Raw genomic sequence first — 21301 nt, 5'->3', positions numbered from 1 at the left:
CGTCACCTCACATTCGACGGATTTGGACACGGCCGAAAAGGCCGGCGGGCCGCCATATCAGGACAGCGATGACCACGAAGAGCAGCGTTGGAAAACCCCAGCGCGCGCCGGCGACGTATTGGACGAAGGCCTCGAGCAGCGCGAGACCAAAGGCGGCGGCCACCGCGCCCGGCAAATTGCCGAGCCCTGCGACCACGCACATGATGAAGGCTTTCAGCATGGGGTCGTTCCCGAGCGGCGGCGAAAGCTGGGTCATGGAACTCACCATCACGCCGCAGATGCCGGCGATCGCGCCCGACAGGACGAGGACCTGGAAGTAGACGCGGTTGACGGCAACGCCCATGAGTTGCGCTGCCTCGCGGTTCTGGGCTGTCGCACGGATGGCGCGACCCATGCGCGTCTTGCCGAGAAGAAGCGCTATGACGGCCATGAGCGCTATGACGACGAAGACGATGAGCATGTTCTGATAGGGAAGGCTCACTGGACCGAGCACGAGTGATCCCGTTGCCGAGATCGGCTGTTTCAACGGCTGGCCACCATAGGTCAGAAGAATAGCGTTTTCGAGCGCAATGCCGATGCCGACGGTTGCGATCATCACATTGGATTCGAACGTCGCCTTGTCGTTCTTCAGCAGGTTGCGCACGATCAGGACGTAGAGCAATCCGCCTGCGACGGCGCCGACAAGAATGGCGCCGGCAAAGCCGGCGATGACCGGTAGGCCGAGGACGGTGCAGAGCGTGAAGGCGGAATAGCCGCCAAGCGTCAACATGGCGGCATGCGCCATGTTGAGCATGCCCATGGAGCCCCAGACGAGGGAGAGGCCGACGGTTGCAAGCGCATAGAGAGCCCCTGTCGTAAGGCCTGCGATGAGAATGGCGGTCAGGATGTCGAGCATGATCGTCAGCCCCCCAGATACGTTGCGAGGAGTTCGTCGCGGGCAAGCAGTTCAGCAGGTGGGCCCGACCACACAATCATACCGTCATCCAGAAGGTGGAGATGGTTTGCGAGGTCGGCGACGCGGGCCGGATTCTCCTCCACGAGCAGGATCGTGCGGCCGCCTCTGGAGAGTTCCGTTATCACGCCATAGATCTGCTCGATGATCAGGGGGGCGAGACCCAACGACGGTTCGTCGATCAGGAGGATCTGCCCGCCCATCATGAGGCCACGGCCGATGCCAACCATGCGCCGTTCTCCCCCCGAGAGGGACGATGCGATCTGGTCGCGCCTGTCCGAAAGCTTGGGCAGGAGTGTATAGACTTCGTCCAGCCGGCGATCGATTTCCGCCTTGGAGGGAGCGAGATAGGCCCCCATGAGCAGGTTTTCCAGGACGCTCATTTCAGGAAACAGCATGTCGCCCTGTGGAACGTGGGCCACACCGAGCGCGGCGATGGCATGCGGTTTGGCAAGCGTCGGCGCGCCATTGATGCGGACCGCGCCCGATGTCAGCGGCACGAGGCCGGAGATGGTCTTGAGCAGCGTCGATTTGCCGTGGCCGTTTGGCCCGACGACCGTGACGAAGTCGCCGGCGGCGACATCGAAGGATATGCCCTTCAGCACCTCCAGTCCGCTATAGCCGGAGACCACGTTGGAAAGACTGAGGACGGGCGGTTTCGTGAACGCACTCACGGCTGGACCTCGCCTTCGGAAAAATAGGTCTTGAGGCGCTTGCGCGTTCCCTCTCCGAGATAGGTTTCGACCACGACCGGGTCTTCAGCGACTGCTTGCGGCGGTCCTTCGAAGATTTTCTTGCCATGATGCATGATGAGGACACGGCTGGAGAGCGCGAGCAGGAAGCGCATGACGTGTTCGATGAGAACGACGGTCATGCCGTTCGCCTTCAGCCGTTCCACCAAACGGATGATGTGGTCGATCTCGCTTGTATTGAGCCCGCCGACCGGCTCGTCCAGAAAAAGCAATTTGGGTCTGGTTGCGATCGCACCGGCAATCATCAGCAGTTTGCGGTCGAGCACGGGAAGCTGCGCCACCGTCGCATCTGCCTTGTCCGCAAGACCAACGAAAGCCAGTGCTTCTTCCGTCTGGTCGCGTACGTCCCTGCCGAGCCTCAGCCCCGGCAGCGTCCTTCGGCTACGGCCGAAATAGGCGGCGACGTCGATGTTCTCGCGTACCGTCAGGCTGTCGAATGCCGCGTTGAGCTGGAATGTGCGCGCAATGCCATGCTGACATATCCTGTCGGCGCCAAGTCCCGAAATATCGTGGCCGTCGAAGATCATCCTTCCTTCGGTCGCTGGCGTTACGCCTGTCACCACGTCGAAAAAGGTGGTCTTGCCTGCGCCGTTCGGCCCGCCGATGCCGACGATCTCGCCACGGCTGACGGTCAGCGACATACCATCCACCGCCGAAAGCGAACCGTAGCGCTTCACGACGTTTTCGCATTCCAGCAAGATTGTCCCGCTGCTTTCCATCATCCCGCTCCTTCCGCCATCGGTATCGGCCACTTTCGCGGCCGATACCCAGATTCAGCGCTGCACCTGCAGGAGCCTATTTGATCCAGGGTGGCAGGACGAACGCATCGGTGGCGTAGAGCGCCGGCGCGATGAGCTTGGGGTCGGTCGTGTGGTCCTGATGCTGCAGGAACTGATGCGGCATGCCCAGCGAAGGATCGGCCGTCTGCGTCGGGTAGCAGTAGGCCGACTGTCCGGCGGTATCGGCCCGATAGGTCCCGTTGACGCCGCGATAGACATTGCGTCGCATGACGGCCGCCACCTTGCCCACTTGCTCCTTGTTGAAGGGCTCGCCCGGACCGCCGGCAATGGCGGCGGCAATCGCCCACATCCACAGGCCGTCATAGGTCTGCGATCCCGTGATGTAGGCGGAGCTCGGGCCGAACTTCGCGCGATAGGACTCGCGGAAGGGCTTCGAGAATTCGTCCGGAAGGCAGCCGACGACCGTTGAATAGATGACGCCGTTGATGCTCTCGCCGCCGATCTCGCGAAAGGCGGGAAGCGACGGGCCGTATTGCATGTAGACGAGGCTGTTCGTGGGCTGGGAAAGGAACTGCACCATGAACTGCGCAAGATCCTGCGGCAGGAAGTGCGTCACGATGATGGCGGCCGGCGGGTCCTGCCGCAGCTTTGCCAGCGTGGGGCCCCACTGGTTGGTCGGGAACGGCACGGTTTCGAACAGGCTCACCTCGAAACCGTAGTCCTTGGCCTTGTCGCGGATCGCATTGGCGATCACGATGGAATACTCGTTGGCCGAGGGAATGATGGCAATCTTCTTGTTCGGCGCCGTCCACTTGCCGCCTTCCGAAAGAGTCTTCAGGAAGTTCAGGCAGCCCGGTCCATACCAGAATTCCGGAGGGTCACCCTGGAAGGAACCGTAATACCGCTCGGGATCGGTCTTGAACTTCTCGTTGTGCGAAATGAGCGTGTTGTAGTGCATCATGATGACGTCGTTGTCGGCTGCGACGTCCATTTCGATCATGTTGGTGCCGAGGTTGTAGCCGTTGATGATCACCGGCGTGTTGAAGCGATCGACCAGCCGCTGCATGGATTGGGATACGAGGTCGGCGCCCATCTCCTTGGTGTCTTCGATGTGAATCTCGACGGGCCGGCCCAGAATGCCGCCGGCGGCGTTGATCTCCTCGGCGGCAAGGTCGAGCCCGTTCTTGAACTCGATGCCGTCCGCCGCTGCGATGCCGGACATCGGCAGCGCCGAGCCCACTGCGATCGGGGACGTATCCTGCGCCCGGGCGGACCTGTTCATATCGGCAAGGAGCATGCCGCCGGCCGCACCGGCTCCCAAGGCTCCCTGAAGCATTGCACGTCTATTCATCATAACGGTTACCCCTTTTATAGTTGGTTGTGTTCGTCATGCGTGGTCGGTGCTTACCTGGAAAACATCACCTCCAGGCCGGCCGCGGCGGAAAGGACGGCAGCGTCTTCGCCGCGTGCTCCGATGATCTGGAAACCGACAGGCAGGCCGGCGGAGGTGAAGCCGCACGGTATGACGCAGGCCGGTTGCTGGCTCAGGTTGATGGGAAAGCTGAAACCGGCCCATTCCGTCCAGCGGCTGAAGGCGCTTCCCGCCGGCACTTCGAGCCCCGCGTCGAAGGCAGGCAATGCCGTCCCGGGCGAAACCACAAAATCGTATTCGGCAAGCAGGCGATCCATCGCTGCGCCGTATTCGCCGCGCCGGACCTGTGCGAGAACCAGTTCCGTCGAGCTATACGCCGCGCCGGCACGAGCGATTTCGAGAAAGCCTGGATCGATCAACCCACGTTCCGCCTCGGGGATCGAGGAAAGGCGCGCCGCAGCACCGGTGAACCAATGATGATGGAAGAGGTCCAGAAGGCCTTCCGCGGGCAGCGCAATCGGCTCCACGATAGCCCCCGCGGAGGACAATCTCGAGACCGCGGCATCGACCACCGCGGCGACCTCGGGATCGAGTGTCCCGCTGGCTGGTTTCGACCAGTATCCGATGCGTTTTCCGGCGAGGCTCGCAGCTTCTCCAGGCTCGAGGCTCGCCAGCTTGCCGACGCCCTGAGCCCAGTCGCGGATGTCCCTGCCGGACATCGCCCTTAGCATGGCTGCCGCGTCGAGGGCGCTTCGCGTCATTGGCCCCACATGGGCGACGGTGCCGAAGGCGCTTGCCGGATGGGCCGGAACCCGGCCGAAGGTCGGCTTGTGGCCCACGATACCGGTAAAGGACGCAGGAATGCGGATCGAGCCGCCGCCGTCTGTTCCGAGATGAAAAACCCCCGCCCCGACTGCAGCGGCTACGGCTGCGCCACCGGATGATCCGCCGGGCGTCTTTTCCGTGTTCCACGGATTGCGCGTCACGCCGAAAAGTGCGCTGTCCGTGATGGCTTTCCAACCGAATTCCGGCGTGGTGGTCTGTGCGATGAAGATCGCGCCGGCCTTGCGCAAACGGGCCACGGACGGCGCGTCATCGCCATGGGGGCGTGCCGGTGTCGTGGTGCTGCCGTAGCGCACACTCCAGCCTTCGACCCACACGATATCCTTGAGCGTTGTCGGGATGCCATCGATATCCGAAAGGGGCGCCCCCTTCGCCCAGCGCTTCTCGGCTGCGTCGGCGGCTGCAAGTGCACCATCATGATCGATGAATGTGAAGGCGTTGAGCCTGGCATTCACGTTCTCGGCGCGTTCTATGGTTGCCCTGGCGACCTCGACCGGCGAAAGCGTGCGATTGCGATAGGCTGCCGCAAGCGCTGCGGCGTCCATACGGCATAGCTCCGCCGCCCCTTCGAGAGGGTTTTGAAAAGGCATTCTATCGTTCCCTTGATTTCGTATATCCCTGCATCTTGCGGCAGGTTTGTTCGTTGAGGGCAGAATGAACCTTTCCTTCGCACGCACAAAATGTATTCTTTCGCATAACTTCATACATTTTCTGGAGCATTCGGTTCGATGAACCTGACGATCCGGCAGCTGCGCTATGTCTGCGAAGTCGCAAGCCTTGGCAGTGTACAGGCTGCGTCAAAGGTCCTGCATATCTCGCAATCCTCCATTCTTGCGGCGATCACACTCGCCGAAGGGGAGATGGGTGCACGCATCTTCGAGCGGCGGCCGGCACGCGGAGTGCAGGTCACGCCGGCCGGCGAGCGCTTCATCAGCGCGGCCCGGATCATGCTTTCGGCTGCGACGGAGTTCGACAGGGCAATCGGCGACCTCGCCGACCGTGTGCCGAAGGTCTTGCGCATCGGCTGTTTCGAACCGTTCGGTGCCCTGTTCATGCCGGAAATGCTGCGCATGTACATCGACAATGTCGGCGATGTCGAAATCGACCTTCTCGAAGTGGACCAGGTGCAGCTGCAAACCTGGCTGGGCGAGGGGCTGATCGATCTGGCTGTTCTCTACGATATCGGCACTATCACGACAGGGACGATGACACGGATTTGCAAGGTTCCGGCCCACGCCGTCCTGCATGTCGATGACCCGCTGGCGGCCAAGGATGCCGTCTGGCTATCGGAGATTGCGACGCGTCCATTCGTGTTGCTCGACATGCCCCAGACGGCGACATATCTGCTGACGCTGTTCGATATCCTGGCGAAGCGGCCGGATGTCCGCTTTCATACCCGCTCCTATGAAACGGTCCGCTCCGCGGTTGCGTCTGGTTTTGGTATGTCGATCCTCAACATGCGCCCCATAGGCCGGGCAACGTCGGACGGCCAGGGCATCGTGAGGCGTCCGATCCTCGACGAACTCCCGCCGCCATCGGTCATCGTCCTGGATCTCTATGGAAACGCGAAGCCTCTGTTCGTGCGGCTGTTCATCGAAATCATCCGCCGGTTTTTTCGCGAGGTCGGCCCGTCCGGGTTTTCCGTTTGCATTGAGAAGAGGCATTCCGCCTTGATCTTTGGCTGATAGCGGCGAGCTGGACGATGGCCGCGGCATGCATCATCGGCAATTGTACAGGACCTGATCTGCGCTTGCAGTGGTTGCCTGCATCGCCTCGGCAAGGATAGATTGAGGGGGTACGATACGATCTGAACTTAACTTTGTTTGGTCGTGTTTAGCCCCCAGCCGCGTTGCACCGTCAATACGTCGTCCTTCCGCCGGAGAGATCGAAGGTCGCGGCGGTTGTGAAGCTGTTCTCCTTGGAGAGCAGCCAGGCGACCATGGAGGCCGCCTCGTCGACGTCCAGGAAGCGGCCCCGCGGTATGCGCGAGCGCATATATTCGATGAACTCCGGCGTCAGCTGTTCGAGGATACGGGTCTGGGCGGTCGCCGGCGTGATGCAATTGACGGCGATGTCGTAGCCGGCAAGCTCCTTGCCGAGCGACTTGGTAAGGCCCATCACGGCAGCCTTCGAAGCCGAGTAGGCAGCGGCATTCGGATTGCCTTCCTTGCCGGCAACCGAGGCGATGTTGACGATACGGCCGTAGTTGCGTTCCTTCATGCCGGGCACAAGCGCCCGGTTGACGTAGAAGGTCCCATTGACGTTGATGTCGATTATCTTTTTCCACATGGCGATGTCGTAGATATCGAGCGGCGCTGCGGCCCCGGCAATGCCGGCGGAGTTGACGAGAAGCGAGGCGGGGGCTGCGATCTCTTCGGTGCGCGCCCGCGCGCCGTCGACCTGCTCCCAGTCGGAGATATCGACGATAACTGTTGTGGCGGCGCTGCCGAGGGTCTTGCGGGCCGAGGCCAGCAGAGCCTCATCGACATCCCAGAGCGTGACGGTGGCGCCCGATGCAACGATACGGCGTGCCATGGCAAAGCCAAGGCCCTGCGCGCCGCCTGTTACCACCGCATGCTGGCCTGACAAATCGATCTGGTTCATGGCTTTCCTCCGCTATCGGGCTCTTTTCTCCGGCACCGTTGCGCTGCCTTGATCTTCGCTATTATATTAGTGTAACAACGCAAGCAAGGGTGACCGGTGATTTTCGCGCGGTCTTGCGAGGAGGGTTTCATGCGGGCGGGCGAAGCGAGGACAGTTGGCAGGACAGGGCTTAAGGTGACGGTTCTCGGCATCGGTACGGCGGCCATGGGAGGGCTCTATGCGCCGGTTTCGGCGGATGCGTCTCTGGCGGCCCTCAAAGCGGCCTGGCAGGCCGGTATCCGTCATTTCGACAGTGCACCGATGTACGGTCTCGGTCGCGCCGAACATTTGCTCGGCCATTTTCTGCGGGAAAAGACGGACACTGCGGCAACGTTCACGGTCAGCACCAAGGTCGGCCGGCTCATGGCGCGTGAAAGGCCGGGCCGCGATCTGCCGCCCGCGCCACCGAAAAACCCGCTCGATTCCGGTTGGCACAACGGCCTGCCGTTCAGAGAGGTCTTCGACTACTCCTACGATGCCATCATGCGCAGTTTCGATGACAGCGCCCAGCGCACGGGGCTTGAGCGGCTGGACCTCCTTTTCGTGCACGATATCGGCACCGTTACCCATGGCGTGGCGCAGGCCACCCACTGGATGGCGCTGACGAAGGGCGGGGGCTTTCGGGCGCTGGAGGAGCTGCGAGCCGCCGGCCTCATCCGTGGCTTCGGTCTCGGGGTCAACGAGGCCGATATCGTGCTGGACGCAATGAACGAGGCTGCGCTCGACTGCACGCTCTTGGCCGGCCGTCACACGCTGCTGGAGCAGAACGCGCTCACCCTGCTCGACAAGGCACAGGAGGTCGGCATGGGCATCATGATCGGCGGCGTCTTCAATTCGGGCATTCTTGCCGGCGGTCCCGGTGGCCATCGAAAGTTCAACTACCAGGACGTGCCCGAGGCTGTGGGGATACGGGTGAAAGCCCTCTCGGAGATCTGTGAGCGTTTCGGTGTGCCGCTCTCGGCGGCGGCCATTCAGTATCCGCTGCGCCATCCCGCCGTCACGACGGTGCTGATCGGTCCACGCGACGCAGAGCAGGTCCGACAAAACATCGGCTGGTTCGAGCAGGATGTACCGGGGGAGCTCTGGAAAGCCCTGCAGCACGAAGGTCTTGTTGCCTGATCGGGAAGGCTTTACGCCCCTTTTTTGCAGGGGGCGTGTGTGCCTTACATCGTCGCACCGATGTTCCAGGGCACGAATTCGAGATCGCCATATCCGAGTTGCTCGGACTTCGTGAGTTCGCCGGATGCCGTGCGCAGGATGAGATCGAATATCTGCCGGCCCTTTTCCTCCAGCGAAACGCCGCTTAACACGTCGCCGCAGTCGATATCGATGTCTTCGATCATCTGCTCGTAGATGTGGGAGTTGGAGGCGAGCTTGATCGACGGCGTCGGTTTGCAGCCGAAGGCTGAGCCGCGGCCCGTGGTGAAGCAGAGGATGTTGGCCCCGCCCGCCACCTGCCCGGTCGCCGAGACCGGATCGTAGCCCGGCGTGTCCATGAAGACGAGGCCGGTCGTATCGACAGGATCGGCATATTCGAACACGGCGCGCAGGTTCGTCGAGCCACCCTTTGCCGCCGCGCCGAGTGATTTTTCAAGGATCGTCGTCAGGCCGCCGAGCTTGTTGCCGGGCGAGGGATTGTTGTTCATTTCCATATTGTGGCGGGCAGTGTAGTCCTCCCACCAATGGATCCTTTCGACGAGTTTCTCGCCGACTGCGCGGCTTTCTGCGCGCCGGGTCAAGAGATGCTCGGCGCCATAGATTTCCGGTGTTTCCGACAAGATGGCCGTGCCACCCTGCTCGACAAGCAGGTCGACGGCCGCGCCGAGCGCCGGGTTCGCCGTAATGCCCGAGTAGCCGTCCGATCCGCCGCATTGCAGTGCAAGAACCAACTCCGATGCGGGCGCAGCGGTTCGCTTGTGCGCGTTCACGGCCGGCAGCATCTCGTAGATCGCATGCACGCCCGCTTCCACCGTCTTGCGCGTGCCGCCGGCCTCCTGGATCGTCAGGGTGCGAAAGGTGATGTTTTCCTCGACGCCAAAGGTTTTCATCCAGCGCGGAATCTGGAAAACCTCGCAGCCAAGACCAACCATCAGCACACCGCCCACATTCGGATTGGTCGCAAAACCCCATTGAGTCTTCTTGAGCATGTCATGGGCTTCGCCATTGACGTCCAGGCCACAGCCCGTGCCGTGCACGAGCGAGATGACGCCATCGATGTTCGGATAGTTCCTGAGCACGCCCGATTTGTTGACTTCCTCGGCGATGAAGCGGGCAGCACTCGCCGAACAGTTCACGGATGTCAGGACGGCGACGTAGTTTCGCGTGCCGACCTTTCCATTGGCGCGGCGATAGCCGAGGAAGGTGGCTCGCGCCGCTTCCGGCAGCACATGTGTCTCCTTCCGGTTTTCGCCGAACATGTAGTTCCGCTCAAAGGTATCGACATAGACATTGTGTTCGTGAACCCAGTCGCCGGGTGCGATCGCATCCTTCGCAAAGCCGATGACCTGACCGTATTTGATGATCGGCTGATCCTTGCCGATCGCTGTCATCGCCATTTTGTGGCCGCGGGGGATGCGGGTCGTTGCCACCGCGCTCCCCGCAAGGTCGCCCGGATTGAACGGGTCGGTCACCAGGACGATGTTGTCGGCGGCGGAAAGCTGGATGAAACGGGCCATGATATGCTCGGGCGGGTGACGCAGGCGCGCTCCGCGATAGAGTTCGTGATATTTGAATACTAATATAATAGCAGCGATGCGGTCAAGCATGGCAATGCCCTGGGAGCTGCATCGAAACCTCGCGGTGCGAGATGGAGGGGATTTACGTTCCTGGGACGTCAGTCGTGATGGAAGACTTCGACCATGTCCGCCCACCACTCTCCGTCCTTGCGGGTGGCAAACGGCTGCTGCAGCGGATCGCAGATCTCCCACCATTTCTGCATGGCCGGCGAGCGTGCCATCTCGGCGGCATCCACCTTGAAGTCGGCGCCGTGATATTCCCAGTAGGCAAAGAGCAGATTTTCCGGCTCGCGCAGAAAGATCGAATAGTTGCGGATGTTGGCCGCGCTGATGACTGTCAGCACCTCCGGCCAGACGGCTGCGTGCAGCGCCCTGTATTCGTCGATGACGTCAGGCTTTAGCCCGATGCACAGGCCCATGCGCTGCATGCTGCACTCCTTGAAGAGAGGTGAGGGCGGGGCGGCTGAACCCTTCAGCCGAATGCGTTGTTTGCGACGGCAACTTCCAGCGTGTTGCGCAGGGACGTATTGAGGTGCTCGCGCATGGCGGTGGCCGCTGCCTCGCTGTCATGGCGCTGCAGCGCCTTCAGGATCGCCTGATGCTGCAAAATGGTCTGGTCGCCGTAGCCGGGCTTGGGAATGGCGAGGTAGCGGCCACGATCCATCTGCGCCTTGGAAATGTCGACTGCGCGCCAGAGCATGTGAAAGCCGTTCACTTCTGCGATGGTGCGATGAAAGATGTCATCGAGCTGGATGGCATCGCTGAAGCGACCGCGGGCGATCGCCGTCTTGTGGGCGGCGATGTTGTCCTCCAATGCCTCTGCCTGAGCCGGGGTCAGTTTCTCGGCGGCGCGGCGCGCGCTTTCCATTTCCAGCGCATTGCGAATGACGTAGGCTTCCTCGATGTCGCGGATGCTGATGCGCGCGACGAAGGTGCCGGTCTGGGCGAAGACGTTGACGAGGCCCTCGTCGCTGATGCGCTTGACGGCTTCGCGCACGGGTGTTCGGGAGACGCCAAGCGACTGGGCGATCGCCATCTCGTTGATCGATTCCCCTGGTTTCATCTGGCCGCTGACGATCAAGCTGCGGACCTTGTGATAGATCTGGTCGCGCAGCGGAAGGGAGCGGTTGAGATTGGATGCGTCGATGTCCATGGCCACCGTGACTTGTGAGAACGATTGAAGCGATATTTCAGATTAGCAGCTTGCGAGCGAGGGGCGCCAGTCTCCGTGCAGGCATATCCTGTGGTCTGAATTCTTCCTGTCCTGTGTGTTGGTCTGCACGAATCCGCATTGCGGATGTGTCCATTATAATACTAGTGTTATGCACAAAAGCCAATATGGGCGCCCGAAGCAAGGGGAAGCAGGTTGATCATCGACGCGCATCATCATCTGTGGCGGGCGGATCGTGGTGACTATCACTGGATGTCGTCGGATGTGCCCGTCCTGGCACGCGACTATCTCGCGGACGACCTCCGTCCCGTCCTGCGGCGCGCCGGTGTCGACCGGACCGTGCTCGTCCAGGCCGCGCAGACCGAGGCCGAGACGGATTTCCTGCTTTCTTTGGCGTCGGATGCGGATTTTGTTGCCGGCGTGGTCGGCTGGCTCGATTTCGAGGACGCGGCGTTTCCCGTCAAGCTTGAGGCGCTGATGCGCCGTCCGAAATTCGTCGGGTTGCGGCCCATGTTGCAGGACCACGCGGACGACGATTATATCCTGCGCCCGGCGGTTCTGGCCAATATCGGCCATTTGGCAGCCTCGGGTGCGGCGTTCGATATTCTCACGTTTCCCCGCCATCTGTCCCGGATCGCACGCATGCTCGATGCCGTGCCTGACCTGCGAGCCGTCATCGATCACCTGTCGAAACCACCTGTAGCGAGCGGCAGAATGGAGGGGTGGGCCGAGGATATCGCGCGGGTGGCTGTGTATCCCCACGTGCATTGCAAGGTCTCCGGCCTCGTTACCGAAGCGCGGCATGCGGACTGGGTGCCGACGGATCTCGCCCCCTATGTCCATCACGTCTTTCACGCCTTCAGTGCGGACAGGCTGATGTTCGGCAGCGACTGGCCGGTCTGCCTTCTTGCCGCCTCCTATGCAGAGGTGCTGAACGCCGCGCGGGGCATCCTTGATCCGCTGCTCGATGCTGAAGGCATGGCCAAGGTGTTCGGTAGCAATGCGGTGAAATTCTACCGTCTCTGACCTCGCCATGGCGGGATGCCGTCGTTAGGGCGGCATGCCGGATGGATGCACAATATTGATTGGCCGAGGTCGCTTGTCACTACTGTTATATTAGTGTAATAGAACTTCGCCGGCTGGAGGAACGAGGCATCGCGAGCGATGCGAGCCGGGCTGGGGAGGGGTGAAATGCCGTCGGCCGCAAACGCACTGCACATGAGGGGGATCAGCAAGGTCTTCCCGGGCGTGAAGGCCCTCTCCGGTGTTGATCTCGCCGTTCGCTTTGGAACCGTTCATGCCGTCGTCGGCGAGAACGGGGCCGGCAAATCGACCCTGATGAAGATCCTGAGCGGTGCCTATGCGCCGACAACCGGCACGATCGAAGTGGCGGGCGTGGAAGTGCGGATGAAGCGCCCGGCCGATGCCCAGAAGCTCGGTATCCGCATGGTGCACCAGGAATTGAACCTCGTGCCGGATCTTACGGTCGCCGAAAACATCTTTCTCGGCCGTATGCCGAAGCGGTTCGGCTTCTTCGACCGCGGCGGCATGGTGCGCCGCGCTGGCGCAGTCCTCGGTGAGCTCGGTGCGTCCATCGATCCGCAACAGCGGCTGGGCGACCTGACCATCAGCCAGCAGCAGCTGGTGGAAATCGCCAAGGCCCATGCCGCCGCGCCGCGCATTATCGTGCTCGACGAGCCGACCTCGAGCCTCAGCGAGCACGAGACGGCGGCGCTCTTCCGCATCCTGCGCAAGATGCGTGACGACGGCATTGCCATTATCTACATCAGCCACCGCCTCAAGGAAGTGCTTGAAATCGCCGATGAGGTGACGGTTCTTCGCGACGGCAGCATGATCGAGACGCGGCCCGCCAGCGGCATTACCGCCGCGCAGATGATCCGCCTCATGGTCGGCCGGGAGGTCAGCAACGTCTTCCCGAAAACACCGGCGGCTATCGGCAAAACTGTTCTGGCCGTGCGCGGCATCGGTGATGGCGACCGCTTCCATGACATCAGCTTCGATGTGCGCGCCGGCGAAATCCTTGGCCTTACGGGGCTTGTCGGCGCCGGGCGCACGGAAGTCGCGCGGGCCATTTTCGGTCTTGCGCCGTTCACCACGGGCACGGTCGAAATCGACGGCGTGCCGGTGAACATCGGCTCGCCGGCTGCGGCGGCCCGGGTCGGCATCGCCTATGTGCCTGAAGATCGCAAGGGCGACGGCATCGTGCCGGCCATGACCGTGCGGGAGAATATCAGCCTGCCGGTGCTGCGCCGTCTTGCCAATGGTTTTGGTCGTGTCCGCCGTGGCGACGAGTGCGAGCTCGCCGGCACCTATGTCACGAAGTTCTCCATCGTGCCGCCGGATGGCGAGCGTCGCATCGGCCTTCTCTCGGGCGGCAACCAGCAGAAGGCGGTCATCAGCCGTTGGCTCGCCACCGATCCGAAGGTGCTGATCCTCGACGAGCCGACGCGCGGTGTCGACGTCGGCGCCAAGGCGGAAATCCACGGCATCATCGGGCAGCTCGTCGCAAACGGTATGGCCGTCGTGATGATCTCCTCCGAGCTGCCGGAAATCATGGGCGTATGCGACCGCGTGGTCGTCATGCGTGACGGGCGGGCATCCATGCCGATCGCCCGCGAGGGCCTGAGCGAGGAGCGCATCATGGCGCTCGCGACGGGTGAGGAAAGTGCAGAAGGAGAGGCCGCATGACGGATGTCGCCGCCATGGGACAGACAACGAAGGTGGCCGATCGCTTCAGCCAGGGTAGCCGTGCGGTCGGGCTTCTTTCGCGCGGGGGCCTGTTGCTCGCCATCCTCGCCGTCATTGTTTACGGCACCATCGCCAATCCCGTCTTCTTCACGGCCGGCAACTTTGTGAACGTGCTGACTTCCATGTCCATCGTCGGCATCGTGGTCGTGGGCATGACCTTCGTGCTCGTCGTTGGTGGCATGGCGGACCTCTCGGTGCCTGCGACCATCGCCTGCGGTGCGATCCTGTCGCTCGCCCTCCAGCCCTATATCGGACCCGTTCCCGCCTTTGCCGTCGCGGTCCTGCTGGCGGGGCTCACCGGCCTCGTCAATGGCCTTCTCGTCGGCTATGTCGGTATCAATCCCATCATCGCGACACTCGGCATGGGCACGATCGTTCTCGGCTTCGTGCAGGCTGCCGTTGGCGGCGTCATCGTCTACGGCGCGGACCCGAGTTCGGCGGATTTCGTCAAGAGCCGCGTTCTCGGCGTACCCATGATTGCCATCATCTTCATCGCGATCGCCTTTCTCGGCAATTTCGTGCTGTCGCGCTCCTTTTGGGGGCGATGGACGATTGCGACGGGTGGCAACTACAGCGCGGCACAAGCGAGCGCCGTGCCGGTGCGTGCGGTTCGCGCCGGTGCTTTCGTCATCACCGCCTTTGCCGCAGGGTTCAGCGGGGGGCTGCTCGGCCTGACCTTGCAAAGTGCGCGCCCCTTCGTCGGCCAGGGTTACGAGTTTAGCGCCATTACCGCCGTCGTGGTAGGCGGTGTGTCGATCATGGGTGGTTTCGGCTCCATTCCGCGCGCGATGGCCGGTCTCGTCTTCGTGCAACTGCTCACCAATGTCATGGTCCTCCAGGGTGTGCGCACGCCGATACAGGGCTTTGTCCTCGGCCTCCTGATTGCCGGCGCCGTCGCGCTCGACATTGCATTGCGCAAGCGGGGGGGTGCCTGATGGCCATGCTCCTGCGCTATCGCGTCGCCGTCATCCTCTGTCTCACGCTCATCGTGGCAGCGCTCCTGGTGCCCGGTTTCGTCAGCCTCACGACGCTCAGCCTCGGCCTTGATCGCGGTTCGACCATCGGTCTCATCGCCATCGGCCTCACGGTTCTTCTGATCGCCGGCCAGATCGACCTTTCCGTCGGTTCGGTCTTCGCGGTTTCCGGTATCGTAGCGATCATGCTCCAGCCGGCGCTCGGGATGGGATGGGCTGCCGTTGCAGGTGCGCTGGCCGGCGCGGCGGCCGGCGCCGTCAACGGCTTCCTCGTCGTGGTGCTGCGCATCAATTCGCTGGTCGCGACGCTGGCCACCATGCTGGTCTTCCGCTCGGTCGCGCACTGGATGACGGCAAGCCAGCCGATCCCGGGCACCGACATCATGTTCTCGATCACGCTGAGCGAGATCTATCTGGAGGTCTTCACCGTCCGCAGCGGCCTGTTCCTGATCGCCATCCTCGCCCTGCACGTCTGGCTGACGCGCACGGTCGCCGGCCGCAACCTCTTTGCCGTCGGCTCCAATGCCCATTCGGCGGAGGCGAGCGGAATTTCGGCGGATCGCGTCATGGTCCTGTCTTTCGTCTTCGCGAGCACGCTTGCCGGCGTGGCCGGCGTGCTGCAGAGCCTTGCCACCAATACCGGCTCTCCCGTCTACGGCTCGGAACTGACCGTGGCTGTCATCGCGGCGGTCGTCGTCGGGGGGACGCGGCTGGAAGGTGGGCGCGGTTCGGCGCTCGGCACGCTCGGCGGTGTTCTCACCATCGCGGCACTGACGACGGCAATGGAGTTCCAGTCGGTCCCCGCCTACATGCAGCAGGTCGCCTCCGGGCTGATCCTGCTCCTGCTCGTCGTTCTCGACCGAACCGTTCGCAGCGGCCGGCGCAAGCCTGCCGCGAGCGCTGCCCCCGCCTGATATTTTCCAATCGATGAAGGAGGAAAACATGATTGGTAAGACTGTAAGATTGCCGGCTGCCATTGCCGCCGCCCTGCTAGCTTCGACGGCTTTCGCCAGCGCCAAGACGGTCTGTTACGTCACGGCCGCCGATTCCCATGCCTATGCGACCCCGGCAAACGTGGCCCTCAACGAGCGTGCCAACGAACTCGGCATCGAGATCCTGAGCCTCAGCCAGAACTTCGACGTGCAGACCGGTACCGAGCAGGTCAGCACCTGCATTGCGCGCAAGGCCGACGGCATCATTCTCTGGCCGCTCGACCCGCAGGCCTATATCCCGGCGCTCGCCCGCGCCAAGCAGGCGAACATTCCGGCGATCCTGATCAACTCGCCGATGGCGGAGCAGGCAAATGACTTCATCAAGTCCTTTACCGGTCCTGATGTCTATGAAGAAGGCAAGCTTGCTGCCGACTCGCTGAACGAGGCGATGAAGGGCGAGGGGGCTGTCGTCGTTATCGCCGGTCAGGCCGGCAATGGCACGACCATCGGCCGCGTCGGTGGTTTCGTCGATCGTCTCAAGGAGACCGGCAGCAAGATCGAGGTGCTGGAAACTGTCAATGCCGACTTCGACCAGCAGAAGGCGCTCGTCGCCAGCCGCGACCTGATCACCCGTTTCGGCGACAAGATCACCGGCGTCTACGCCAATGACGACACGATGGCCCGCGGCTTCATCGATGCCTGGAAGGAAGCGAATGCCGGCAAGCCGACGCCGCCGATCGTCGGCATCAACGGCCAGCGCGATGCCTTCGATTCCATCCGCTCGGGCGAGATGTATTCAACGATCGTCCAGTCGCCGGTCGAGGATGGCAAGCTCGCGATCAACACCATGGCCGAGATCCTCGACGGCAAGGAGGTCGGTGCACGCCTGCCGATTCCGCTCACCGTTGTCACCAAGGCCAATGTCGATTCTGTCGAGCCGGCTTTCTGATACACCGTTGTGAAGGCCTTCTGCCGCGCAGTGCCGGTGGTGCTGCGCGGCCTTTCCTGTTGGCTACCGCGTTGACAATTGAAACCGCCCCGGCGTGCCGCGTCTCTATGCACAGACGGTAGGCCGGCATCTGTCATGCCACCACCGCAGAGCATTGCTCCAGCTAACCCGGGGGGGCGTGGAGCCCGGGGCTATTCAGAGATTTGGCTGTACCGCGTAGAGAGCCAGCCCTACGGCGACGCTGAAGGTGAGTGCTGCGAACAGCGTGTTCAAGATACTCGTATAGCGTTTGAGGCCGTGAGCCGCGCGATATCCCGTCAGCGCGCCCAGCACGCCGCCGCCGATGAATGCACCGGCGAGCGGCCAATCGACCAGGCCCGACAGGGAATAGCTGACGCCCGTCGTCGCACCGAAAGAAGCGATGGCCACCAGGGACGATGCGATGGCGTTGATCGCCGGCATGCCGGTCGAGATCATCAGGCCAGGCACGATCAGGAAGCCGCCACCGATGCCGAAAAAGCCGGAGATGATGCCTGTCCCCGCCCCGAAGGCCAGCACTTTCGGCGCATTCGTGCGCGTACAGGTCGATGCGGGGTCGCCAGCCCGGTGGCGCCGTTTCAGCATGGTCAGGCTGACGACCATCATGAGGGCGGCAAACAGCAGCAGCAGGCGCTTGCCGTCCAGCGCCTTGCCGAGTGTAGCGCCAATCCACGCACCTGCGATACCGGTGGCACAATATACCGCCGCGCAGCGCCATTTCACGATGCCGTGGCGAGCGTGCATGGCCAAACCTGACAAGGCGTTCACCGCGACTGCGATGGCGCTGGTTCCGATCGCCATATGCACATTGCTCAGGCCGACAACGTGCACGAGCAGAGGGACGGCCAGAATGGATCCGCCTCCCCCGAACAAAGAAAGGCTGAAGCCCACCAGGCTGCCGGATGCGGCCGCCAGAACATACTGTGCAAAGTCGAGGGGCATGGGTGGCTCTACTGCACTGCGGTGGATGGCGCCCCATTGCAAAGCGGGCTGCCGTTTAAGAGGATGATCAGCTCCAGGCGGCCCCTTGCAGGGCGTTCAGGGGAATTTTCAGATAGCGCCGGCCGTTCTCCTCCGGTTCCGGCAAGCGGCCGCCGTTGATGTTGACCTGCAAGGCGTGGAGGATGAGTTTGGGCATCGGCAAGGTCTGGTCGCGCGCCTGCCGGAACGCCACGAACGCGTTTTCGTCAGAATGGGCGGTCAGGTGAATGTTGTCCGCTCTCTGCCCGGCAACCGTGCTCTCCCAGCGCGGTGCGCGGCCGCCCGGCTGGTAGTCGTGACCGACGAAGACGCGGGTGTCGCCCGGCAATGCCAGGATATCCTGGATGCTCGCCCAGAGCGCCTGTGCGCTCCCGCCGGGAAAGTCCGTCCGCGCCGTACCGCTGTCGGGCATGAAGAGTGTGTCATGGACAAAGGCGGCGTCGCCGGCGACATAGGTGATCGAGGCCAGAGTGTGGCCCGGCGAGAACAGCACCCCGGTTTTGATCCCGCCAATATGGAACGTGTCGCCATGGTCGAACAGCTGGTCCCATTGTGAGCCGTCTGTACGAAGGGTGGGCCAGTTGTAAATATCGGCCCAGAGCTTCTGGACGTCGACGATGTGTGCGCCGATGGCGGTGGGCGCCCCGGTTTTGTCCTTCAGATAGGCGGCGGCGGAAAGGTGGTCGGCATGGGGATGGGTATCCAGGATCCACTGCACGTCCAGGCCCTCGGCGCGCACGAAGTCGAGCAGCCTGTCTGCATTGTCCGTGGCGGTTGTGCCGGATTTCTCATCGAAGTCCAGCACCGGGTCAACAATGGCGCAGGCTTTCGTCGCGGGATCGGCGATCACGTATTGCACGGACCAGGTACGCGGATCGAAGAAGGCAGCGATGTCGGGTCTCGTCATGATCACGCTCCCAGGGCAAGAGCCGTGCGCGGGAAGAAGATGGCGCGCGCCGGATCGAAATCGTAGTGCGGCTCGTAGCGGGATGCATCGGTCGCAAGCTCGGCAACCGCATCGAGAATGAACGCCACATCCTCATCGGGCAGAAGGACGCTGAAGTTCAACCGGATGAACCCGGGCTTGAGCATCTCCTGCCCGGCCAGAAGAGCAGCTCGTAGGTGCAGCGACTGGTCGGCGTCGATGCCGAGAAGGCGATGAACATACGGGCCGGCGCAGGCGCAGCCGCCTCGTGCCTGGATGCCGTAGCGGTCGCTCAGCATGCGTGTAACGAGTTGCTGGTGAACATATCCGCCCCTGCCGTCGCGGACACGAAAGGCGAAGATCGGCAGCCGCGTTGGATCGGGCGGGCCGAGCAGCTCCAGGTGCTTGACATTGCACCAGGCGGCAAGGGCGCGACGGGTCAGGATGCCATTGCGTGCTTGCATCACTGTATGGCCGATCGCGTCTTTGACCAGGAAGGCGAGCGCGGCGCGCACGTCGCCCACGACATTTGGCGTGCCGGCTTCCTCGCGCGCTTCCAGGCTGTCGCTGTAGTCATGGCCTGCCGGAGAGACGAATTTGACAGTGCCGCCACCGGGCCACGTCGGCTTGTCCGCGATCGCTGCATCGCGCCGGAGGATCAGAACGCCGGACGCTCCCGGGCCGCCGATGAATTTGTGCGGTGACACCACCGTCGCATCGATATCGGCATCCGCACCGGGGGACATGGCGATGGGCAGATAGGGACCTGCACCGGCATAATCCCAGACGATCCTGGCACCGGCCGCTTTGGCGAGCCGCGTGACGGCCGCGACATCCGTGACGATGCCGGTGACGTTGGAAGCGGCGGAGAAGGCGCAGACGACAAGATCGGCAGGTTGCCGCAAAGCGGCTTCGAGCTCCGCGAGATCTGGGCCGCTGCCGTCCGCGCCTTCGGCAATCTCGATCACCTCGGCGCCACTCTCTCGCCAAGGCAGGATGTTGGAATGATGTTCATAGGGGCCGATCAGGATGCGTACGCGCTTTCCCGCGGCGACCCCCTCGCTTACACCCAGCAGGTGAACCAGCCGGTTGAGGCCGGCCGTTGCCCCGGAACCCGTGAAGATCACGGCGTGCTCCGGCCCAGCCCCACAACAGGCGGCGATTGCTGCACGCGCCTCACGGCGCAGCCGCGTCATGAAGCCGCCGCAATAGGAAGCCTCGGTATGGCTGTTGGCGTAATAGGGCAGGACCCGTTCGAGAACGAAGCGCTCTACCTGCATCAGGGCCCGCCCGGAAGCGACATAGTCGGCATAGAGGAGGCGTTTGACCCCGAATGGCCCCTTGACTGTCGCGTCTTTGCCCACCAATCCGGCGCGCAACGCCGCAATGGTGTTTTCATCGGCAAGGCTCCGGCGAAAATCCGCGAGTGGGCCGGCAGCATGCAGGTTGTCGAGGGAATGTCGGCTCATCAAGACCTCCGGGATGGTACGGATGATGAGTCTAACCAAGCCGAAGCATTGAAACTTCATCGTTCTTATGCGACTTTTCAAGAAAAATGGGTCGAATGAACGATAATATGGATAAAATTGACGAAATTGATCTGCGAATACTGACTTCCCTGCAAAAGGATGGTGCTGTCTCGCAACGCGATTTGGCTGACCGGGTGGGCCTTTCGCAGAATGCCCTCTGGCGCCGCCTGCAGCGGCTGAACGCCAGTGGTCTCATTCGCGGTACTCATACCGCGATCGATGTCGCGGCACTCGGCCTCGACCTGACCGTGTTCGTGATGATCCGTACCCGTCATCACTCCAAGGAATGGGCCGACGGCTTCCGCAAACACGTGGAGCGCTTGCCGGAAGTGACGGACTTCTATCGGATCGGCGGTGACTGGGATTATCTGATCAAGGTGGTGACACGCGGCATGTCCGGCTATGACGCCTTTTATCAAAAGCTTATCACCGATTTTGATCTCATGACTGTTACCGGCTTCTTTTCGATGGAAACGATCGTGGCCGATCGAATGCCGGATCTGCGCGGTCTTGCGCGCTAAGAGTTTGGTTTATTATTGAGATCCCCTCCGCGCTGAAACACCGCCGAGTTCGGTGGGCCGAAACGGACCGTGGTTCAGTGCGTTGTAGCGTATTACATATTTCGCATAAAATACGAATATTCCGTATGTTCAGAATCGAGGGCGACGATGAAGCAATTCACCTTCTCCGACATGAATCGCGCCTCTGGAGAAGCCCTGGAAACCGCCCTTGTCGAGCCTGTCGGGCTAACCAAACACGGCAAATAGAAGCTCGTGATCCTCCGGGCCGATGCCTACGAGCACCTGAAGCGTGAGACCCATACCACAGCATATCTGCTGGAGGATGCGCGTGAAGAAATCCACGATGAACTGATGGCAGGCATCGACGCGATCCCCGACGATGTAGGCCGCACCGTTTGAAGATGACCAGTTTCTTGGTATTTTCTGGTGATCCAAGCCATTGTATTTGCACCATTCATTGGCCTCGTTTCCGCC

21 protein-coding genes are annotated in these 21301 nt (G+C 62.2%); 9 read left to right on the top strand and 12 right to left on the bottom strand.

Annotation, left to right across the window (positions count from 1 at the left end; genetic code table 11):
* Window positions 1–7: 7 nt before the first annotated feature.
* The 5 genes from AKG11_RS25080 to AKG11_RS25060 all read right to left on the bottom strand — a co-directional run bounded on the left by AKG11_RS25080 (window position 8) and on the right by AKG11_RS25060 (window position 5204).
* Entirely contained in the window at window positions 8–895 is an 888-nt protein-coding gene (locus AKG11_RS25080; protein ID WP_023516055.1) for a branched-chain amino acid ABC transporter permease, read from the bottom strand.
* A gap of 5 nt (window positions 896–900) precedes the next feature.
* The gene (locus AKG11_RS25075; RefSeq protein ID WP_050745888.1) at window positions 901–1626 is read right to left on the bottom strand and encodes an ABC transporter ATP-binding protein; all 726 of its coding nucleotides are present in this window, start codon (window positions 1624–1626) and stop codon (window positions 901–903) included.
* Entirely contained in the window at window positions 1623–2426 is an 804-nt protein-coding gene (locus AKG11_RS25070; protein WP_050745887.1) for an ABC transporter ATP-binding protein, read from the bottom strand. Before AKG11_RS25070 ends, AKG11_RS25075 begins: the two co-directional genes overlap by 4 nt.
* A gap of 73 nt (window positions 2427–2499) precedes the next feature.
* Window positions 2500–3798: an ABC transporter substrate-binding protein gene (locus AKG11_RS25065; protein WP_050745886.1), complete on the bottom strand. Its 1299-nt coding sequence runs from the start codon at window positions 3796–3798 to the stop codon at window positions 2500–2502.
* 50 nt (window positions 3799–3848) lie between these two features.
* Entirely contained in the window at window positions 3849–5204 is a 1356-nt protein-coding gene (locus tag AKG11_RS25060) for an amidase (protein WP_245290193.1), read from the bottom strand.
* Window positions 5205–5387: 183 nt separating this feature from the next.
* Between AKG11_RS25060 and AKG11_RS25055 the strand changes: the two genes are divergently transcribed.
* Window positions 5388–6344 (top strand): LysR family transcriptional regulator, encoded by a 957-nt coding sequence (locus AKG11_RS25055; RefSeq protein WP_050745884.1) that lies wholly within the window; start codon window positions 5388–5390, stop codon window positions 6342–6344.
* A 172-nt stretch (window positions 6345–6516) separates the two neighbouring features.
* Here the strand turns inward: AKG11_RS25055 and AKG11_RS25050 are convergent, their stop codons facing one another.
* A complete protein-coding gene (locus tag AKG11_RS25050) occupies window positions 6517–7263 on the bottom strand; it encodes an SDR family NAD(P)-dependent oxidoreductase (RefSeq protein WP_050745883.1) in 747 nt (248 codons plus the stop codon).
* A gap of 129 nt (window positions 7264–7392) precedes the next feature.
* Here AKG11_RS25050 and AKG11_RS25045 point away from each other — a divergent pair, with 129 nt between their 5' ends.
* Window positions 7393–8421, top strand: a complete 1029-nt coding sequence (locus tag AKG11_RS25045) for an aldo/keto reductase (protein ID WP_050745882.1) — start codon at window positions 7393–7395, stop codon at window positions 8419–8421.
* A 44-nt stretch (window positions 8422–8465) separates the two neighbouring features.
* On the opposite strand, the gene AKG11_RS25040 is transcribed toward AKG11_RS25045, so the two are convergent.
* From AKG11_RS25040 to AKG11_RS25030, 3 genes are all read right to left on the bottom strand, one after another.
* The gene (locus tag AKG11_RS25040) at window positions 8466–9977 is read right to left on the bottom strand and encodes a UxaA family hydrolase (RefSeq protein WP_050745881.1); all 1512 of its coding nucleotides are present in this window, start codon (window positions 9975–9977) and stop codon (window positions 8466–8468) included.
* Window positions 9978–10135: 158 nt separating this feature from the next.
* On the bottom strand, window positions 10136–10465 hold the full coding sequence (locus tag AKG11_RS25035; RefSeq protein WP_050745880.1) for an L-rhamnose mutarotase: 330 nt from the start codon (window positions 10463–10465) through the stop codon (window positions 10136–10138).
* A gap of 44 nt (window positions 10466–10509) precedes the next feature.
* The gene (locus AKG11_RS25030; protein WP_024270769.1) at window positions 10510–11190 is read right to left on the bottom strand and encodes a GntR family transcriptional regulator; all 681 of its coding nucleotides are present in this window, start codon (window positions 11188–11190) and stop codon (window positions 10510–10512) included.
* A 213-nt stretch (window positions 11191–11403) separates the two neighbouring features.
* Between AKG11_RS25030 and AKG11_RS25025 the strand changes: the two genes are divergently transcribed.
* The 5 genes from AKG11_RS25025 (at window position 11404) to AKG11_RS25005 (ending at window position 16832) form a co-directional block, all read left to right on the top strand.
* Window positions 11404–12234: an amidohydrolase family protein gene (locus AKG11_RS25025; RefSeq protein WP_050745879.1), complete on the top strand. Its 831-nt coding sequence runs from the start codon at window positions 11404–11406 to the stop codon at window positions 12232–12234.
* 165 nt (window positions 12235–12399) lie between these two features.
* Entirely contained in the window at window positions 12400–13917 is a 1518-nt protein-coding gene (locus AKG11_RS25020) for a sugar ABC transporter ATP-binding protein (RefSeq protein WP_050745878.1), read from the top strand.
* Complete coding sequence (locus AKG11_RS25015) at window positions 13914–14912, top strand: ABC transporter permease (RefSeq protein ID WP_050745877.1); 999 nt, start codon at window positions 13914–13916, stop codon at window positions 14910–14912. The genes AKG11_RS25020 and AKG11_RS25015 overlap by 4 nt, the downstream gene beginning before the upstream one ends.
* Complete coding sequence (locus AKG11_RS25010; RefSeq protein WP_023511927.1) at window positions 14912–15865, top strand: ABC transporter permease; 954 nt, start codon at window positions 14912–14914, stop codon at window positions 15863–15865. Before AKG11_RS25015 ends, AKG11_RS25010 begins: the two co-directional genes overlap by 1 nt.
* A gap of 28 nt (window positions 15866–15893) precedes the next feature.
* Window positions 15894–16832: a sugar ABC transporter substrate-binding protein gene (locus tag AKG11_RS25005; RefSeq protein WP_050745953.1), complete on the top strand. Its 939-nt coding sequence runs from the start codon at window positions 15894–15896 to the stop codon at window positions 16830–16832.
* A 195-nt stretch (window positions 16833–17027) separates the two neighbouring features.
* Here the strand turns inward: AKG11_RS25005 and AKG11_RS25000 are convergent, their stop codons facing one another.
* From AKG11_RS25000 to AKG11_RS24990, 3 genes are all read right to left on the bottom strand, one after another.
* Window positions 17028–17813, bottom strand: coding sequence for a sulfite exporter TauE/SafE family protein (locus AKG11_RS25000; protein ID WP_050745876.1), 786 nt, complete (start codon window positions 17811–17813; stop codon window positions 17028–17030).
* Window positions 17814–17880: 67 nt separating this feature from the next.
* Window positions 17881–18759, bottom strand: coding sequence for an MBL fold metallo-hydrolase (locus tag AKG11_RS24995; RefSeq protein WP_050745875.1), 879 nt, complete (start codon window positions 18757–18759; stop codon window positions 17881–17883).
* Window positions 18760–18761: 2 nt separating this feature from the next.
* Entirely contained in the window at window positions 18762–20246 is a 1485-nt protein-coding gene (locus AKG11_RS24990; protein WP_050745952.1) for an aminotransferase class V-fold PLP-dependent enzyme, read from the bottom strand.
* A gap of 95 nt (window positions 20247–20341) precedes the next feature.
* Between AKG11_RS24990 and AKG11_RS24985 the strand changes: the two genes are divergently transcribed.
* A complete protein-coding gene (locus AKG11_RS24985; RefSeq protein WP_050745874.1) occupies window positions 20342–20827 on the top strand; it encodes an Lrp/AsnC family transcriptional regulator in 486 nt (161 codons plus the stop codon).
* A 252-nt stretch (window positions 20828–21079) separates the two neighbouring features.
* Entirely contained in the window at window positions 21080–21226 is a 147-nt protein-coding gene (locus AKG11_RS35460; RefSeq protein ID WP_245290194.1) for a hypothetical protein, read from the top strand.
* Window positions 21227–21301 lie beyond the last annotated feature (75 nt).

The organism is Shinella sp. SUS2, from assembly GCF_001262505.1.
In the GTDB taxonomy this organism is placed as follows: Bacteria; Pseudomonadota; Alphaproteobacteria; order Rhizobiales; family Rhizobiaceae; genus Shinella.
The sequence above is the reverse complement of the archived record's forward strand: the minus strand, read 5'-3'. Positions and strand labels throughout refer to the sequence as shown.

Coding starts and splice junctions, on each gene's coding strand:
- AKG11_RS25000 (WP_050745876.1), bottom strand. CDS start 17,813: ATGCCCCTCGACTTTGCACAGTATGTTCTGGCGGCCGCATCCGGCAGC.
- AKG11_RS25010 (WP_023511927.1), top strand. CDS start 14,912: ATGGCCATGCTCCTGCGCTATCGCGTCGCCGTCATCCTCTGTCTCACG.
- AKG11_RS25015 (WP_050745877.1), top strand. CDS start 13,914: ATGACGGATGTCGCCGCCATGGGACAGACAACGAAGGTGGCCGATCGC.
- AKG11_RS25030 (WP_024270769.1), bottom strand. CDS start 11,190: ATGGACATCGACGCATCCAATCTCAACCGCTCCCTTCCGCTGCGCGAC.
- AKG11_RS24995 (WP_050745875.1), bottom strand. CDS start 18,759: ATGACGAGACCCGACATCGCTGCCTTCTTCGATCCGCGTACCTGGTCC.
- AKG11_RS25020 (WP_050745878.1), top strand. CDS start 12,400: ATGCCGTCGGCCGCAAACGCACTGCACATGAGGGGGATCAGCAAGGTC.
- AKG11_RS25040 (WP_050745881.1), bottom strand. CDS start 9,977: ATGGCCCGTTTCATCCAGCTTTCCGCCGCCGACAACATCGTCCTGGTG.
- AKG11_RS24985 (WP_050745874.1), top strand. CDS start 20,342: ATGAACGATAATATGGATAAAATTGACGAAATTGATCTGCGAATACTG.
- AKG11_RS25055 (WP_050745884.1), top strand. CDS start 5,388: ATGAACCTGACGATCCGGCAGCTGCGCTATGTCTGCGAAGTCGCAAGC.
- AKG11_RS25050 (WP_050745883.1), bottom strand. CDS start 7,263: ATGAACCAGATCGATTTGTCAGGCCAGCATGCGGTGGTAACAGGCGGC.
- AKG11_RS25060 (WP_245290193.1), bottom strand. CDS start 5,204: ATGGACGCCGCAGCGCTTGCGGCAGCCTATCGCAATCGCACGCTTTCG.
- AKG11_RS25065 (WP_050745886.1), bottom strand. CDS start 3,798: ATGATGAATAGACGTGCAATGCTTCAGGGAGCCTTGGGAGCCGGTGCG.
- AKG11_RS25080 (WP_023516055.1), bottom strand. CDS start 895: ATGCTCGACATCCTGACCGCCATTCTCATCGCAGGCCTTACGACAGGG.
- AKG11_RS24990 (WP_050745952.1), bottom strand. CDS start 20,246: ATGAGCCGACATTCCCTCGACAACCTGCATGCTGCCGGCCCACTCGCG.
- AKG11_RS25045 (WP_050745882.1), top strand. CDS start 7,393: ATGCGGGCGGGCGAAGCGAGGACAGTTGGCAGGACAGGGCTTAAGGTG.
- AKG11_RS25070 (WP_050745887.1), bottom strand. CDS start 2,426: ATGATGGAAAGCAGCGGGACAATCTTGCTGGAATGCGAAAACGTCGTG.
- AKG11_RS25005 (WP_050745953.1), top strand. CDS start 15,894: ATGATTGGTAAGACTGTAAGATTGCCGGCTGCCATTGCCGCCGCCCTG.
- AKG11_RS25035 (WP_050745880.1), bottom strand. CDS start 10,465: ATGCAGCGCATGGGCCTGTGCATCGGGCTAAAGCCTGACGTCATCGAC.